Origin of the sequence: Methanolacinia paynteri (genome assembly GCF_000784355.1) — an archaeon.
Classification (GTDB): domain Archaea; phylum Halobacteriota; class Methanomicrobia; order Methanomicrobiales; family Methanomicrobiaceae; genus Methanolacinia; species Methanolacinia paynteri.
This window is the reverse complement of the sequence record NZ_KN360941.1, coordinates 1-15,460: the sequence shown is the minus strand read 5'-3', so window position 1 is coordinate 15,460 and position 15,460 is coordinate 1. Positions and strand designations below refer to the sequence as shown.

The following is a 15,460-nucleotide window of genomic DNA, read 5'->3' as shown; positions in this document are numbered from 1 at the left end:
AGGGGGAAGAAGAATGATAAAGAAAAATGATCAGGCTGTATCCCCTGTAGTCGGCGTCATGCTCATGCTTGTCGTGACGATAATAATCGCAACTGTCGTGAGCGGGTTTGCAGGTGGCATGATTGCAGAAGGCAGCCAGAAATCTCCTAACCTTGCCATGGATGTTAAGATTACCAATTCGGGGACATGGACAGGCAGCAGTTTTTCTGCAACTGTGACAGGAGTGAGCGATCCAATCCGGACAAGCGATCTCAAGATTGTCACGTCATGGAAGAAAAATGATGTTATAGGCGGCAATACGTCCATAGGAAATGTGGTAAATGTTATCGAGCCGTCCGTGACTTCGTCCGGTCTTAACGTGGCAAGCACCGCACCCTATGGTTTCGGAATGGCGACAATTCCGGGAGAATCCGGCATTTCAGGAAGCGCCCTGACACCGAACAAAGCTCCGGAACGCCAATTCGGGAATTACACGCTATCAACCGGTGTGAGTATGAGTGCACAGCCGTTCGGCGGCAGGAATGACGGAACAGGAGACAGCTATACTGACGAACAGGGCCATCTTTGCGGCTACGGTGCGGTATCAAAATATATCTATACCGGGTTCGACAGCGACGATTACACCGATCCGATGCAGGCCCTGCTCGGCTACGGATGGGAAGAACTCAGATCAGGAGATACTGTCTCATTGAAGGTAATCTTCGTGCCGACCGGGAAGACGATCTTCTCAAAGGATATATCCGTCCTGGAGGGCTGAGATATGAGAAACAATAATTCTGCGGTCTCTCCGGTTATCGGCGTCATGCTGATGCTTGTTATCACCATCATAATTGCAGCGGTCGTTTCCGCCTTTTCAGGAGGAGTTATAGAAGGGCAGAACAAGGCCCCGCAGGCAAACATCAAGGGGACTTTCAGTATATCCGAAGGTATGACTATCACTCATGCAGGCGGGGAGCCTCTACCTACAAAGAACCTTATATTCACCATCAGGGACGGGCCCACATTTGGCCCGAATCTCGAGTCTTCAACAGCCCAGGCGCTGGATCTGTCCAAGACTACCGTAACTACCGAAAGAGGTACCGGCCCTGTGGTAACTGAACAGGGGACGTACTTCATGGTCTCCTTCAACCCGGGGAGCACGATAAACATTGACCCGGAGTACTGCACATGCAATATTTCCCAGCCTAATGTCGCCCCGACGGATTTCGAGGACAATGTTGAAGATGACGGGTACACATACAACGGGACACAGACCGTAGCCTGGGCGCATTGCATAAGGAACCAGGACAGTATCGGCAAGAGCTTCATCCTGGAAGTGAGTGACACGGAGGGACACCTGATCTCAAAGAGTGACGTACTGATCACTGTATGATCTATGGAGGACTTAAAATGAAAAATGAAAATTATTCCGCAGTTTCTCCTGTAATCGGTGTGATGCTCATGCTTGTCGTGACAATTATAATCGCAACTGTCGTGAGCGGGTTTGCAGGAGGACTCATAGACAGCGACAAACAGAGAGCTCCTACTCTCAGTATGGATATCAGCATAACGAATTCCGGCACTTACAGGGACAGCGGATTTCATGCAAAAGTAACAGGAGTGAGCGAGCCGATCCCGACAAGCGACCTGAAAATCATCACCTCATGGACGACCACCGTGAAGACAAATACATATATTGACGTGCTGGATAAGAACGACGCAACGCAGTGGGTTGAAGTTAAAGGAGCGGGATGCGTTCCCGGACTGGCGCTCGGAACTGTCTATCACGGAGGTGCCGAGGTACTTCCGGGTGTCCCCAACACCCATACTGACAGGACCTACACGAATGGAGGCGGTGTTGCGCCATTCGGATCAGGTGCCGGCGTTGAGGGATCGGTTCCTGTCACAAAGTGGAGTTCCTATCAAAAAACGTCATATTTCGGGAACTACGTCCTGGAACAAGGGACAGTCATGACAGCCGAACCTGTCGGTGAATGTAAGGCAAACGATCCTGTCGTCGGGGGTTATCCGGGTAAAGGTAAATTTGGAGGCGCATTTTTTTATGGCGGCTACGGCACAAATGTACAGTCTGAAGACAGGCAGTTAATTACCAGTTTATTCCAGTATCAGTCAGATGGTAAAATCAACGACCCGTATAGCAAGTATGTGTATTGTGTCTATACCGGCAATGAGACCACTCCAGCTGGCATCATTGCCGACGGCGGACAGGTCGACAATACCCAGGCAGTGCTGGGATGCGGGTGGGAGAACCTGCGAACCGGCGACATTGTTAATGTCAAGGTCGTCTACATACCGAGCGGGAAGACAATCTTTGACAAGGATGTGACGGTGAGCGCATGAACAGAGTAGAAAAAGATGCAGTTTCACCAGTTGTCGGCGTGATGCTCATGCTTGTCGTGACGATTATAATAGCAGCGGTAGTCTCGGGATTTGCCGGAGGTCTGGCAAACACCCAGTCAAAGGCCCCGCAGGCAAAAATAAGCGCGACGTTCAGCGTTTCGCAGGGCATGACAATCACACATGACGGCGGGGACGCGATACCTCTTAATGACCTCGTCTTTATCACCCAGAACGGGGAAGGTTTCGGACCGAACACAGAATCTCTCACAACAGAGGAGATCAACAGGAGCATAATCACAGATAAAGAAGGAGATTTAGTGTTACTGAACACTTCAGGCAGCAAGTCCTCGTTTAATCCCGGAGACACCCTCTACATCTCGGCATACAACTGTACGGCACCAATTCTTCAGCCAGATGTGGGATCATCAATACGTGGCTGGGACTGGGAAAAGAACCCTACTTATTACAAGTGTAAATCCGGCGGCTATATCTGCTATGCCTCTCTCTGGTATCTCTGCTACCGTAATCCCAACAATGTAGGAAAGAACTTTATCTTTCAGGCAGGAGACAGGTCAGGAAACATCATCTCTTCATGCGATGTGACGATCACATCGTAACGGGCATTCTTTGAACAATGCCTGATAACGGCGGACATGGAGAGAGGGGGGCAGGGACAGGGGCGGGTATAAGGCTGGATTTTACGAACAGGCAAATCCTGCCTTATAAGAGACACCGCAAATTCACCACAAATTCACCAAAAGCATCATAGATTAACTAATTGTTAACTCCAGAATCAAATCTTCTCCGGGTCTTTCCCGGAGAAACCGGTGTCTTTCCATTCTTAAAACTGAAAACTAAACAGAATTGATACGGGAAGTCTCAAATGCTGAAGACAAAGTACACTATTGCCCTGTTTTTAATTTTAATCCTTTTCACACAGGCCGTTTATGCCTGGGAAGGGGAAACAAATTTTTCATATGTCCACACGGGAGTATCACAGGAAGATCAGTTCAGGCAACTGATTTCAACTGCAAACACCACGGCAACCGTTTTTTACAGCAGTCATTGCAGTTCGTGCAACAGGGTAATACCCTTCATCGAAAACCTCTCGGAGAGTTATCCGGGAATCGAAGTGCACTATTATGACATCTACAACTCCACGGAAAACCTGACTCTCATGTATGAATTCGGGATCCGCTACAACATGCACTACGTATCTTACCCGATCCTATTTACCGGGAACACCGTTGTTCTTCCGGGAATGGCGCCGATTATGGAGAATGCCGGAGATGTGTTCTACTCTCTTGATAAAGGACTCATTCCGGACACAGAATATGAAAAACAGTGGCTGACGGAAGAAGAATATTACCAGAATGAATCTCTGGGAGAGAACATGCTGACGGATCTCTCGATCATCGCAGCTGCCGGACTCTTAGATGGAATTAACCCCTGTGCATTTGCAGTCCTCGTTTTTCTTTTGGTCTCCCTCATGGCATCGGGCCCGGGTAAAAAGGTAATTATTTCAGGACTGCTCTACACATCAGCAGTATTCATCTTCTATGTCCTGGCCGGACTTGGAATAATGAGCATTGTCGGTTTTTCAGGATTATCCTTATATTTCTCGATATTTGCCGGCATTGTTGCGATAACGGCCGGACTGATCAATATTACCGACGCACTCCAAAAGAACCCGGAAGCATCCCTGTCGATCCCTGCCTCTTCAAAAGGAGTCATCGGCCGGTTTGTTGCCAAAGCTACCCTTCCATCTTCGTTTTTACTCGGGATTATTGTCGGAATGTTCGAACTCCCATGTACCGGGGGGATCTATCTCGCAATAATCAGCCTGCTTTCATCGGAGATGACATTCTATGAAGGAGTCCCATACCTTATTCTGTACAATTTATTCTTCGTAGTGCCCCTGCTTCTGATTACATTCGCAGTCGCTCTCGGGCTTTCACCGAAGTTCGTCGATTCTGCAAGAATAAAATACAGGAATAAACTCAGGCTCGTAATGGGAATTGTTCTCATCATAATCGGTGCTTTCGTCGTGTGGTGGCAGATTTAACGAACGATCTTTTTTTCATGTTAGATCCTTTTACATGCAAATCACGTTGTGACTTACATGAAACCTCTGTTTCATGAACGTTTTCGTGAAATAAATGTCGCCAAAAAACGGCAATTTGAGCTCATTTTGCTCTTTTTAACAGGCTTTATTGAGAACTAGATTGAAAACCGGAGAATTGCCGTTTTTTAAACGATTAAAGCCCGGATCGCATCGAAATAACGGCATGAGAATGACCTCTTTTTTTCAGACGATGTTTATATCGAAGAAGGAGGAGATCGTGGAATCTGAGGCTTCTGTGTGGATGTAAAAAATCACGCTTTTCGCTATTTTTCGCCTTATTTAAGCTTTACTTTACAATCAGGGTGTAGTTTGAAAAAATATATTTTCTGTTCCAGATTTTTCCCGACACCAGTGAGACAGGACAATTATGCGCATTTGCGTACTTAATAAATTTTAAGTATTTGTCATTTTCCCATTAAAGTCGATCTAATTAATTTGGTTAGGTTAACAAATAATGCTTAATTTATGATCAATTTTAAGTATAAGCGCTAATTAATCCATTTATGGCGAGTGGTTTCACGTAATTTTTATGAGCCACTTTTGGTGAATTGGCCTTCATGGCCAGAGGAGTTAACATGAATTTTTTAAAGAAAGAACCGGGGCATAGCGAAGCGGCTGTGTCTCCTGTTGTCGGCGTAATGCTGATGCTGGTTGTCACCATCATCATTGCAGCGGTAGTAAGCGGTTTTGCCGGTGGCTTGGTCGGGGGAACAAGCCAAAATGCACCCTTACTTACAATGGATGTAAAGATTTCAAACACGGGAACCTATGTCGGAAGTGGGTTCTCGGCAACTGTTACGAGTGTCAGCGATCCTATCAAGACAAAGGATATAAAAATCGCAACCTCCTGGAGAGTCACTGATAGTAATTCCGGAGACATTACTTCAGGAGGAGAGACCTCGACACCACTGGTTGCCAATGTCAACAGCCCGGAAATCGGAAACGGTGGTTCCATAACCTCGCTTATCGAAAGCAACGCGCCATACGGGTACGGGCCGGGTGTGAACTCTTCATCGGGTGCACAGTCCCTGACGAATCCTTTTGACAAACCTGATCAACAGTTCGGAAACTACTCCCTCATCCAGGGAACAGGACTTGTTGCATTCGCATATGGCAGCAACTCGGAAAAAGCAATCGGGTCTTCTACAGGGCAGAGTGATGACGGCGGTTACGGCGTAGTAACCCCTTACGAATATAATCCAGGCGGCTCCTATACCGACGCTTCTGTAGACGCAGCGACGGCAGTATTAGGAGATGATTGGGAGAAACTGCGGAGCGGTGATACGGTGAATGTTAAAGTAATCCATATCCCGACCGGAAAAGTGATTTTCGAAAAGGATGTTGCAGTTACGGAGGGCTAAACATGGAAATTAAGATAAACAACGAAGCAGTTTCACCGGTTGTCGGTGTTATGATGATGCTTGTGGTAACAATTATCATAGCAGCGGTAGTTTCAGCCTTTGCAGGTAGTTCGGTGGGCAGCCAGCAGGTAGCACCTCAGGCAACGATCCAGGGGACATTCAGCATTGGCTCGGGAATGGAGATCATTCATATGGGCGGAGACGCTCTTGCGACAAATGATCTTGTATTTACGGTCAGAAACAGTCCTGTATTCGGCACGAATCTCGAACAGGTTACTGCGCAGATTATCGATAAGAAATTAATTATCGATAGTCGGGAGAGACCACTGGATACCGGAGATGGCAGCACATCTGTTACATCGTTTAAAGCCGGAGATACCTTGTACATCAACTCGTCGAGTATAAGATGCGATCTGCTCCAGCCGATAGTCGTCCCGGACGATTACGCTGATTATCTTGAAACAGATAGATTTAGCTATAACAATTCCGGCAACTACCAGGAAAAGTGGAAACTCTGCTTCAAGAACAACGAAAATATCGGAAACACCTTCTACCTTGATGTAAGCGACAAGAGCGGGAATCTCATCTGCAGAAGCAAGGTCACGATAACTGCATGATCAGGGGGGAGAAGGGATGACGATGAAGAATGATCAGGCTGTGTCCCCTGTTGTCGGTGTCATGCTGATGCTTGTGGTAACGATAATCATCGCAACTGTTGTCAGCGGGTTTGCAGGCGGCCTTGTTGCAGGAGGCAGCCAAAAGTCTCCGGACCTTGCCATGGATGTCAAGATTACTAATTCAGGGACCTGGGCAAACAGCGGTTTTTCCGCGATTGTAACCGGGGTCAGCGATCCGATCCAGACAAGCGACCTTAAAATTGTCACATCATGGAAGAAGAACGGTTCTATAGGCGGCAATATTTCCGTAGGAAACGTGGTGAATGTCAATGAACCATCGATTGTTTCAGCCGGCCTGAATGTGGCAAGCATCGCGCCTTATGGTTTCGGAATGGCAACCGTAGCAGGAGAATCGGCGATTAACGGAAGTTCCCTGAGACCGAACAACGCTCCCGAGCGTTGGTTCGGTAATTACTCACTTGCGCCGGGCGTGAGCATGAGCGCACAGCCTTTCGGCGGCATGAATGACGGAACGGGAGGCAATTATACGAGCGGTTACGGCATAGAAGACTCTTATGAATATTATGAAATGGACGATGATGCATACACGGATCCCATGCAGGCCGTGCTTGGACACGGGTGGCAAGATCTCCGGTCTGGCGATACGGTCTCGGTAAAGGTGATCTTCGTGCCGAGCGGGAAAACGATCTTTGCAAAAGATGTCACCGTCAGGGGGGACTGAGATATGAAAAGGAATAATTCTGCGGTCTCCCCGGTTGTCGGTGTAATGCTGATGCTTGTGGTGACAATCATCATAGCGGCAGTTGTATCCGCTTTTTCAGGCGGTCTTATCGACGGTCAGACTAAAGCTCCGCAGGCGAATGTCAAAGGAACTTTCAGCATATCCGAAGGCATGACCATCACCAATGCAGGCGGCGATTCTCTCGCGACAAAAGACCTGATATTCACGATCCGCGACGGGCCGACATTCGGGCCGAACCTCGAGTCATCGACAGCACAGACACTTGATATGTCCACGATAATGGTGGAAAGCGAGAGGACAATTACCACCGACAGGCATGGTGTAATTACGGACCATGGCCCACAACCGATGAAAGCAGCATGGGGTGGATACTACATGGTCTCGTTCAACCCTGGAGACACCGTAACTATCGAACCGGATGACTGTACATGCAACATTCTTCAGCCGAACGTTGCGCCTACCGACTTTGAGGGCATCAATATCGCCGCTGACGGTTACACATACAACGGAACCCAGGTAGCAGCATGGGCACACTGCATCAGGAACCAGGATAGTATAGGCAAGAGCTTCATACTTGAGGTGAGTGACATGGAGGGTCACCTGATCTCAAAGAGTGATGTACTGATCACTGTATGAGATTATCTTTCAAGGAGGATAAATGATGAAAAATTTATTAAAATTCCAGGAATCCGACTGTGCTGTATCTCCGGTCGTCGGCGTTATGCTGATGCTTGTCGTGACGATAATCATTGCCGCGGTCGTAAGCGGATTTGCAGGCGGACTAATTGACGGAGGCAGCCAGAAGACACCTACTCTCAGTATGGATGTCAGCATAGCCAACTCCGGTACATACCATGATAGCGGATTCCATGCACTGGTAACAGGCGTGAGCGAGCCTATCAATACAAGTGACCTGAAACTCATCACTTCATGGACTACCACCGTTAAGACTAATACCTATATTGTAGGGAACCCGCCAAAAATGAGTCCCGATTATGAAACCACCGGCGTTGGCTGCATTCTCGGTCTGAATATTGGTACTGTATATCACGGAGGAGCCGAAGTCCTGCCCGGGGTTCACAATACTCGCACTGGGGGTACCTCGAGTACGGTGAGACATTTATACGAAGATGATGGTGTTGCTCCATTCGGGTCAGGTGCCGGCGTGGAGGGCAATGTTCCTGCCACATTGCACAACTCCTATCCAGAATCAGCTTATTTCGGGAATTACATCCTGGAACAGGGTACCGTCATGACGGCAGAGCCGATTGGGTCCTGTCAAAATCCTGACTCCACGGCAGGGGGTTATCCCTGGAATGATGATGGGAATGCTATAACTGCTTATTCAGGGGGCTACGGTCAAACAACAGGTGTGGATAGTGGATGGCAGAAGCCTTTCCACACCTATTATTACCAGTACAAAAGCGATAGTGGCAAAAAAGTGTACACTGTTTATACCGGTGAAGAGACTGTACCTGTGGATATCATTGCGGATGATTGGACAGATGATAAAGGATACGGTTCGCAGGTAGATAACATACAGGCCGTTCTCGGCTGCGGGTGGGAGAACCTTCGAAGCGGCGATACTGTGAACGTAAAGTTGGTCTACATCCCGACCGGGAAGACGATCTTAGATAAGGATGTTGTGGTGAGCGCATGACCGGAGTAAAAAGCGATGCGGTTTCACCTGTGATCGGGATCATGCTTATGCTCGTAGTCACGATAATTATCGCGGCGGTCGTATCGGCATTCGGTTCGGGAATGGTCGACAGTCAGTCAAAAGCCCCACAAGCAAAGGTCAGCGCGACGTTCAGTGTCTCCGAAGGCATGACCTTTACCCATGACGGGGGGGATGCAATTCCTCTCGACAACCTTGTCTTCATCACCCAGCACGGGCCGGGTTTCGGTCCGAATCTTGAGGAGTTTTCCGAGGTGCTGAACAGAAGCATAATCACCGATAAAGACGGAAACCAGGTGTTCCTTACCATCAATACCGGTGGAAAATCCTCTTTCAACCCGGGAGACACCCTGTATATCTCAACAGAAAATTGCTCTATGGAAATGCTCCAGCCGGGACTCTATGCTACCTACCGAAGTGGTGGAGGTGCCGCTGTAAACGCACTCAAGTATCAGAGTTCCAAAAACGTAGGCAAGGTATTTTTACTCAAGACAAGCGACAAGAGCGGGAATCTCATCTCGACCTCTGAGGTGAAGATCACATCTTAAGGGAGTTTCATCAAAAACGTTTATGAAACAAAGGATTCATGGACTGTTTCATGTAAATCACAGCGTGATTTTCATGTAAAACTGCGAGGCAGTAATAGCAGGAGATGAGAAGGGGGCAGGGACAGTGGCGGGTATAAGGCCCGGATGTCTTTTCGGGCATCCGGTCTTATAACAGACACCGCAAATTCACCATAGAATCACTACAAAAGCACCATAGAAAAAAAATTGTGGATCCAGATTCAAATTTTCTCCGGGTTTTTTCCCGGGGAAACCGGTGTCTTTCCATTCTGAAAACATAAAACTGTATTATACGGTTAATATGGGAAATCTCAAATGCAGAGAACCAGATATATTGTCGCCTTATTCATAATTTTAATCATTTTCACGCAGGCTGTTCAGGCCTATGACGATGATCAAAATATTTCACAAAATTACGGCCAGAAAGTTGCAGTTGCAAATACGACTGTAACCGTATTCTACAGTAGCCATTGCAGTTCATGCAGCAGGGTAATACCCTTCATCGAAAACCTCTCCGAGAGTTATCCGGAAATTGAAGTGCACTGTTATGACATCTACAACTCCACGGAAAACCTGACTCTCATGTACGAATTCGGAATCCGCTACAACGTGCACTACGTATCTTACCCGATCCTCTTTACCGGGGACACCGTTGTTTTGCCCGGAATGTCACCGGTTATGGAGAATGCCGGGGATGTATTCGATTCTCTCAATAAAGGACTCATTCCGGACACAGATTATGAAAAAAAGTGGCTGACGGAAGAAGAATATTACCAGAATGAATCTCTGGGAGAGAACATGCTGACGGATCTCTCGATCATCGCAGCTGCCGGACTATTGGACGGAATAAATCCCTGTGCATTTGCAGTTCTCGTTTTTCTTCTGGTCTCACTAATGGCATCGGGCCCGGGGAAAAAAGTCCTTATTTCAGGACTGCTCTACACATCAGCAGTATTCATCTTCTATGTCCTGGCCGGACTCGGGATAATGAGCATTGTCGGTTTTTCAGGATTATCGTTCTATTTCTCGATATTTGCCGGGATCGTTGCGATAACGGCCGGACTGATCAATATTACCGACGCATTACAAAAGAACCCGGAGGCGTCCTTATCGATCCCGGCCTCCTCAAAAGGAGTCATCGGACGGTTCGTTGCCAAAGCGACACTTCCCTCATCGTTCTTCCTCGGGATTATTGTCGGAATGTTCGAACTCCCGTGTACCGGTGGGATCTATCTCGCAATAATCAGCCTGCTTTCATCGGAGATGACATTCTATGAAGGAGTCCCGTACCTTATCCTGTACAATCTGTTCTTTGTGATGCCCCTGCTTCTGATTACATTCGCAGTCGCTCTCGGGCTTTCACCGAAGTTCGTCGATTTTGCAAGAGTGAAATACAGGAATAAACTCAGGCTCGTAATGGGGTTCGTTCTGGTTATAATCGGCGCATTCGTCGTTTGGTGGCAGATTTAAAATAAAATTTTCATTAGAACCATACGATAATAATTACAATAACAAAATCATTCACAGGCTTTCATCAAAACCTGGGAAAACAAAAAAATTGTTTTAGAGTTTTTTATAGATGTTACCGTAGACGATCTGGCCCTTCCTCTTGGGATGGCGCTCGCCCAGGTCACCGATATAGTGTGCGAATTTTGCAGTCTCGCCGTCGACTTCAGCCTCGACCTCGTCGACGTACTTGAATCCGGGCATCATGTATTTGATGTCGCCGTATACGTATACGTCGCCCTTGACCATCTGACCGCCGACACGGCCTTCGACGTTTCCTTTCACGATGATGGTTCCGCCTTCTCCGTGTGTAGAGACATGGATGAATGCGTCGCCCTCAATGATGATTGTTCCGCCGTTGATGAACGTTCCGATATCGTTTCCGACGCTGCCCTTTACGCGGAGAACACCGCCGGTCATTCCACGCCAGTCCCCGCGGTATGCGGAGCCGACATGGTTCTGTGCACTGCCCTCGACGGTAAGCTCTCCGCCGGCCATTGCAATACCGCAGAACGAATCGACGTTGCCTTTGACAAGGAGCTTTCCGCCCTGCATCCAGCCGCCGATGTACATATCGCAGTCGCCCTCGACGATGACATTGCCCGCGGACATCTTCTGGCCGATGCGCTTGATCTTTTTGCAGTCGCCATTTACGATGATCGTGGTCTCTTCTGCCGTTGCACCTGCTGAACCTGCGATATCGAAGTATTCCCCGAGGGTTCCCTTGTAGTTACCCTCGTGGCACTCGATCTCTGCAATCTCTGCAGCTGTCTTTCCGGCAAATGCATCAGGGGTTACGTTGTATGCCTCAAGGTAAAGTTCATGAGCGCCTTTTGATGTAATTGTAACTGTACTCATTTTTTTCACCTCACGCTGCCGGGGATTCAACCTCGAGCGGAACCGTGTTGTACACGTGATCGTCAAAGACCATGTAGTTCTCAAGCTCAACAGTGTAATACTTCAGGAACTTCTCGCGGATATCGCGCTCGACAAGTTCGTTAAGCGGATACTTTGCATCGGTCCAGATAGTCTTCCTCGGGGTCGTTGCAATAACGTCTCCGTTCTCAACAACAACTACACCGTCCTTGATCATGTATGCTGCACGTGAGAATGCACTCTCGATCATCTCCGGGTCCTTAGGCATGTCCTCGGGGTTGAGATCGTAGATTGCAACGTTTGCATTCATGCCGGGTGTGAGTCCTCCATACATGTTGGAGATACCGAGACACTTTGCCGTACCTGCACGGGTCATCTGTGCAATCTCGTAGAGATCAAGTTCACGGTCCATCGATTCGATGATCGTTGCATCGATGACCTTGTCTGCATACTTGAAGGAGTGCAGGAGCTCGTCACGTGCCTGCTTGGACATGAGCCACTTAATTACACGCGGGTAGCGTGTGAACGGACCGGCGTTCGGGTGGTCTGTTGTAAGGTGGCACTTCATGTGGTCCTTTGCGAGGAGCGCAAGCTCAAGACCGATTGCCCACTGGATGTCACAGACTTTGCTGTTCTTGTCGTAGACAAACGGAACGACACCGGCTGCAGTCTCGAGTTCGACATCAACATTCGCCCATTTCAGGTGGTTGAGATGGTTGAGGTGGTACTCGAACGGACCGTCTGCGGTCATCGTTGTCGTCTCGTCGAGTGTGACGAAACCAACATCGAATGAGATGTTCTTCTGCTTGTTCACGTAGTCCATCATCTTCTGTGATGCGGACTCGAAGTCTCCCCAGCCGGTTCCGCCGTATGAGTGGAACTGAAGGTGAGTGTTGTGGAGAACCTGTTCACGACCGAACTTGTTGTTCGTTGTGATGCCCTCGGCAAGTTTGAGCGTGTCGAGTGTCGTCTCTGCACTGCCCGGGTTTCCGAGGTTGTTTCCGTGAACGTGGAGCGAGTGCGGAAGGCCGAGGAACTCGTTCGTCTGGATCTGTCCCTTGACGATCTCCGCGGGGGTGATGTCGAAGTACGGGACCGGGTCGTGAATTGTAAGACAGTTCATACCCCATCCCCATGCCTCTGTACCGCCGGGGTTGACGCACTTTATACCGATACCCTTCGTGGCCCTGAGGAGCCATGCGGTGTATGCGGCGTTGTTCTCGATCTCGCCCTGCTTGAGGTACTCCATCTGGAACCAGTTGTTGCCCATTACAGGCATTGCCGAGATATCCAGGATAGGTGTATCGCGGATCTCCTCGTGAACGTGAGGAGAGTGGAGCGGCGGCATTGCTGCCTCGTTCACATATGCGTATCCCATACGTGCGTATGCATACCCTGTTGCATATGTGCTCGGGACGGCGAATCCCATCTGCATCCTTGTGTTGCGCTCTTTGGTCCTGCTCCTGAAGAGCTTGTCCTCGGGACGCATCAGGCGGCCGACATTGACCTTAGGTCCGACAACGTGCGTGTGGATATCCACACCGCCGGCCATTACGGTCTTGCCGGATGCATCGATCTCTTTGCCCTTTTTGACTTCCGAGGCATCGACGATCTTGCCATCTTTAATTCCGATGTCCTTCTTCTCGCCTTTGATGCCTGCCAGAGGGTCAAAAACAAATCCGTTTTTGATGATCATTTCACTCATCGAACTTCTCCCCCTCAAGCTCTACCATGCGTTCATAAACTCCGTCGAGGAATTCCTCATCCGAGGGAACACCGTCGGGTGCGTTTACTACCTGCCTGAACTGAATAGGAACGTTATCCATACGATATACGATACCGCCGTCATCCACACCACAGATCTTTACCGGGACGTGAAGATCGGAGATCTCACTTGCCATATTGACGCTGGGGTCGATTGTGATGAACGGGTGCTTCTTTAAGTGCTGGACTGCCGGAATCGGGAAGTGAGCACCTGCATCCGTACCGATGTTAACGAATGCGTCGACTTCGTCACGCATTGCAAGGTCGACCGAACTTGTCTCACCGGGATTCATGTGAGCCATGTTCTTCTTCGTCAGGTCGAGACAGTACGGGAATCCGAAGACCCAGGACCATACCTGACCGGGACCTGCAATGTTGTAGTGTCCACGCATTGCCATGATCGTACACTTCGTGAACTGGTTGATGTCACGTGTCATCGAGATGGCGATGTCGATGTTGTGGTTCCTTCCGTCGGAGTGGCAGAGACCCATTCCGAAGAAGATGTTTACGAAACGTGCGTTCTTCAGGATCTCTGCAACCTCGAGGATCTTCTCCTTCGGGATGTTTGCAACGACATCGGGGATATCGTCTGCGTGTCCGTGAAGGACCATACGGAATGCACAGAACAGATCGTAGTCATGACCCTGCCTTACCTGGAGGACATGATCTGCGACACGTGCAGTGTCTGTGAAACGCGGGTCCACGACGATAACGGTCTTGCCCTTGTGTCCCTTTCCTGAGAAGTATCCACGCGGGAAGATCGAGTAACGTGACATGTGGCGCGGGTGTGCGTGTGCAGGGTTTGATCCCCAGTACACGATTACGTCTGCACGGTTCTTGACTTCACCGAGTGTACAGGACGGGTAACCGTTGTCGAAGATTGCAAGGAATGAACTTCCGTGGCAGATTGATGCACAGTTGTCGAGCATTCCGCCTGCCCTCTCCATGACACGGGCCGCTGCAGCCTGTCCTTCGCAGTTTGTTGATCCGAAACCATACATAAGAGGCTTCTTTGCCTTCAGGAGCGTCTTTGCCATGAAGTCTGTTGCCTCTTCAAAGCTGACGTCCTTGAATGTGCCGTCTTCCTGGCGCATACGCGGAAGCCTGATACGGCCCTCGCGGTCACCGCCGTGCATGAAGATCTCTGTACCGATTGCACATACGTTCTTGACTTCGAGAACATGCTTTCCGTCATCGGAAACAGTTACCTCAACATCATCGCATGAGCAGCCGCAGTACGGACATCCGACGTTCTTGATTACTTTTGGCATTTACTCATCACCTATCCAGAGACCGACTGCTCCCTGAACACATTCAAGGGCAGTCTTGATCTTCTCATTAGGGGCCGGTTCCACGATTACAGGGAAACCGCTGTACTGGGGCTCTCCTGTGGACTGTGTCCTCGGGGGAACGACCTGATTTGCCCAGACACCCTGCCTGATATGACAGAGACCCTTGTAGCAGGTCTGGCGTGCAATTACGGCTTTTACAATAACTTCGCCGCTCTCGCTTGTCACTTTGACATTGGTGTTGGGTGTGATACCGAGATCCTCGATATCGCTCTCGTTCATCTCAATAAGTGAACAGGCCTCAAAGTATTGTGGAGATGTTTTACCGATCTCCATTGCGATACCCTCTTCGACAGCGCGCTGGGTAATCATATTCAATAATATCTGCTTAGCCATTGCGATTCACCTCTTCAGCGGGCTCGGGCCCAGTTCTTTAACCGTCTTGACGACATCTTCCATGACCATACCCCATTTTGCACCTTCCGATGCGGATACGAATGTCATACGGATCCTGTTGTCGTCGAGACCGATGTTCTTGAGCACGTTCTTGATAAGGAACATACGCTTTGCGCATT

Annotated in this window: 17 protein-coding genes; 12 read left to right on the top strand and 5 right to left on the bottom strand. The window is 49.0% G+C overall.

Annotation, left to right across the window (positions count from 1 at the left end):
* Window positions 1–13: 13 nt before the first annotated feature.
* The 12 genes from METPAY_RS11945 (at window position 14) to METPAY_RS11890 (ending at window position 10,920) form a co-directional block, all read left to right on the top strand.
* The gene (locus METPAY_RS11945; RefSeq protein ID WP_048152790.1) at window positions 14–757 is read left to right on the top strand and encodes a type IV pilin; all 744 of its coding nucleotides are present in this window, start codon (window positions 14–16) and stop codon (window positions 755–757) included.
* A gap of 3 nt (window positions 758–760) precedes the next feature.
* Window positions 761–1,372 carry a type IV pilin N-terminal domain-containing protein gene (locus tag METPAY_RS14410; RefSeq protein WP_052418812.1) on the top strand — a complete coding sequence of 204 codons (612 nt, stop codon included), beginning with the start codon at window positions 761–763 and terminating at the stop codon, window positions 1,370–1,372.
* 17 nt (window positions 1,373–1,389) lie between these two features.
* Window positions 1,390–2,340, top strand: coding sequence for a type IV pilin N-terminal domain-containing protein (locus METPAY_RS14405; protein WP_157199075.1), 951 nt, complete (start codon window positions 1,390–1,392; stop codon window positions 2,338–2,340).
* Window positions 2,337–2,957 (top strand): type IV pilin N-terminal domain-containing protein, encoded by a 621-nt coding sequence (locus METPAY_RS14400; RefSeq protein ID WP_052418810.1) that lies wholly within the window; start codon window positions 2,337–2,339, stop codon window positions 2,955–2,957. The genes METPAY_RS14405 and METPAY_RS14400 overlap by 4 nt, the downstream gene beginning before the upstream one ends.
* A gap of 266 nt (window positions 2,958–3,223) precedes the next feature.
* Window positions 3,224–4,405, top strand: a complete 1,182-nt coding sequence (locus METPAY_RS11925) for a cytochrome c biogenesis CcdA family protein (RefSeq protein ID WP_048152789.1) — start codon at window positions 3,224–3,226, stop codon at window positions 4,403–4,405.
* 635 nt (window positions 4,406–5,040) lie between these two features.
* Entirely contained in the window at window positions 5,041–5,826 is a 786-nt protein-coding gene (locus METPAY_RS14395; RefSeq protein ID WP_052418809.1) for a type IV pilin, read from the top strand.
* A 2-nt stretch (window positions 5,827–5,828) separates the two neighbouring features.
* Complete coding sequence (locus tag METPAY_RS14390) at window positions 5,829–6,443, top strand: type IV pilin N-terminal domain-containing protein (protein ID WP_052418808.1); 615 nt, start codon at window positions 5,829–5,831, stop codon at window positions 6,441–6,443.
* Window positions 6,444–6,459: 16 nt separating this feature from the next.
* Window positions 6,460–7,185, top strand: coding sequence for a type IV pilin (locus tag METPAY_RS14385; protein ID WP_052418807.1), 726 nt, complete (start codon window positions 6,460–6,462; stop codon window positions 7,183–7,185).
* 3 nt (window positions 7,186–7,188) lie between these two features.
* The gene (locus tag METPAY_RS14380) at window positions 7,189–7,842 is read left to right on the top strand and encodes a type IV pilin N-terminal domain-containing protein (RefSeq protein ID WP_052418806.1); all 654 of its coding nucleotides are present in this window, start codon (window positions 7,189–7,191) and stop codon (window positions 7,840–7,842) included.
* A gap of 22 nt (window positions 7,843–7,864) precedes the next feature.
* Entirely contained in the window at window positions 7,865–8,866 is a 1,002-nt protein-coding gene (locus METPAY_RS14375; protein ID WP_052418805.1) for a type IV pilin, read from the top strand.
* Window positions 8,863–9,432, top strand: a complete 570-nt coding sequence (locus tag METPAY_RS14370) for a type IV pilin N-terminal domain-containing protein (protein ID WP_052418804.1) — start codon at window positions 8,863–8,865, stop codon at window positions 9,430–9,432. The genes METPAY_RS14375 and METPAY_RS14370 overlap by 4 nt, the downstream gene beginning before the upstream one ends.
* 333 nt (window positions 9,433–9,765) lie before the next feature.
* A complete protein-coding gene (locus METPAY_RS11890; RefSeq protein ID WP_048152788.1) occupies window positions 9,766–10,920 on the top strand; it encodes a hypothetical protein in 1,155 nt (384 codons plus the stop codon).
* 93 nt (window positions 10,921–11,013) lie between these two features.
* Here the strand turns inward: METPAY_RS11890 and METPAY_RS11885 are convergent, their stop codons facing one another.
* From METPAY_RS11885 to METPAY_RS11865, 5 genes are all read right to left on the bottom strand, one after another.
* Complete coding sequence (locus tag METPAY_RS11885) at window positions 11,014–11,814, bottom strand: formylmethanofuran dehydrogenase subunit C (protein WP_048152840.1); 801 nt, start codon at window positions 11,812–11,814, stop codon at window positions 11,014–11,016.
* Window positions 11,815–11,824: 10 nt separating this feature from the next.
* The gene (locus tag METPAY_RS11880) at window positions 11,825–13,537 is read right to left on the bottom strand and encodes a formylmethanofuran dehydrogenase subunit A (protein ID WP_048152787.1); all 1,713 of its coding nucleotides are present in this window, start codon (window positions 13,535–13,537) and stop codon (window positions 11,825–11,827) included.
* Window positions 13,530–14,867 carry a formylmethanofuran dehydrogenase subunit B gene (locus METPAY_RS11875; RefSeq protein ID WP_013330389.1) on the bottom strand — a complete coding sequence of 446 codons (1,338 nt, stop codon included), beginning with the start codon at window positions 14,865–14,867 and terminating at the stop codon, window positions 13,530–13,532. The genes METPAY_RS11880 and METPAY_RS11875 overlap by 8 nt, the downstream gene beginning before the upstream one ends.
* Complete coding sequence (locus METPAY_RS11870) at window positions 14,868–15,281, bottom strand: molybdopterin dinucleotide binding domain-containing protein (protein ID WP_048152786.1); 414 nt, start codon at window positions 15,279–15,281, stop codon at window positions 14,868–14,870.
* A 6-nt stretch (window positions 15,282–15,287) separates the two neighbouring features.
* Window positions 15,288–15,460 (bottom strand): hydrogenase iron-sulfur subunit (locus METPAY_RS11865; protein WP_048148153.1); only part of this gene is annotated, 173 nt, incomplete at its 5' end.

What these genes read in the sequence shown, in the direction of transcription:
- METPAY_RS11875 (WP_013330389.1), bottom strand. Translation starts at nt 14,867, where the DNA reads ATGCCAAAAGTAATCAAGAACGTCGGATGTCCGTACTGCGGCTGCTCA.
- METPAY_RS14390 (WP_052418808.1), top strand. Translation starts at nt 5,829, where the DNA reads ATGGAAATTAAGATAAACAACGAAGCAGTTTCACCGGTTGTCGGTGTT.
- METPAY_RS11925 (WP_048152789.1), top strand. Translation starts at nt 3,224, where the DNA reads ATGCTGAAGACAAAGTACACTATTGCCCTGTTTTTAATTTTAATCCTT.
- METPAY_RS11890 (WP_048152788.1), top strand. Translation starts at nt 9,766, where the DNA reads ATGCAGAGAACCAGATATATTGTCGCCTTATTCATAATTTTAATCATT.
- METPAY_RS14400 (WP_052418810.1), top strand. Translation starts at nt 2,337, where the DNA reads ATGAACAGAGTAGAAAAAGATGCAGTTTCACCAGTTGTCGGCGTGATG.
- METPAY_RS14380 (WP_052418806.1), top strand. Translation starts at nt 7,189, where the DNA reads ATGAAAAGGAATAATTCTGCGGTCTCCCCGGTTGTCGGTGTAATGCTG.
- METPAY_RS11945 (WP_048152790.1), top strand. Translation starts at nt 14, where the DNA reads ATGATAAAGAAAAATGATCAGGCTGTATCCCCTGTAGTCGGCGTCATG.
- METPAY_RS14405 (WP_157199075.1), top strand. Translation starts at nt 1,390, where the DNA reads ATGAAAAATGAAAATTATTCCGCAGTTTCTCCTGTAATCGGTGTGATG.
- METPAY_RS14375 (WP_052418805.1), top strand. Translation starts at nt 7,865, where the DNA reads ATGATGAAAAATTTATTAAAATTCCAGGAATCCGACTGTGCTGTATCT.
- METPAY_RS11880 (WP_048152787.1), bottom strand. Translation starts at nt 13,537, where the DNA reads ATGAGTGAAATGATCATCAAAAACGGATTTGTTTTTGACCCTCTGGCA.
- METPAY_RS14370 (WP_052418804.1), top strand. Translation starts at nt 8,863, where the DNA reads ATGACCGGAGTAAAAAGCGATGCGGTTTCACCTGTGATCGGGATCATG.
- METPAY_RS11870 (WP_048152786.1), bottom strand. Translation starts at nt 15,281, where the DNA reads ATGGCTAAGCAGATATTATTGAATATGATTACCCAGCGCGCTGTCGAA.
- METPAY_RS14410 (WP_052418812.1), top strand. Translation starts at nt 761, where the DNA reads ATGAGAAACAATAATTCTGCGGTCTCTCCGGTTATCGGCGTCATGCTG.
- METPAY_RS11885 (WP_048152840.1), bottom strand. Translation starts at nt 11,814, where the DNA reads ATGAGTACAGTTACAATTACATCAAAAGGCGCTCATGAACTTTACCTT.
- METPAY_RS14385 (WP_052418807.1), top strand. Translation starts at nt 6,460, where the DNA reads ATGACGATGAAGAATGATCAGGCTGTGTCCCCTGTTGTCGGTGTCATG.
- METPAY_RS14395 (WP_052418809.1), top strand. Translation starts at nt 5,041, where the DNA reads ATGAATTTTTTAAAGAAAGAACCGGGGCATAGCGAAGCGGCTGTGTCT.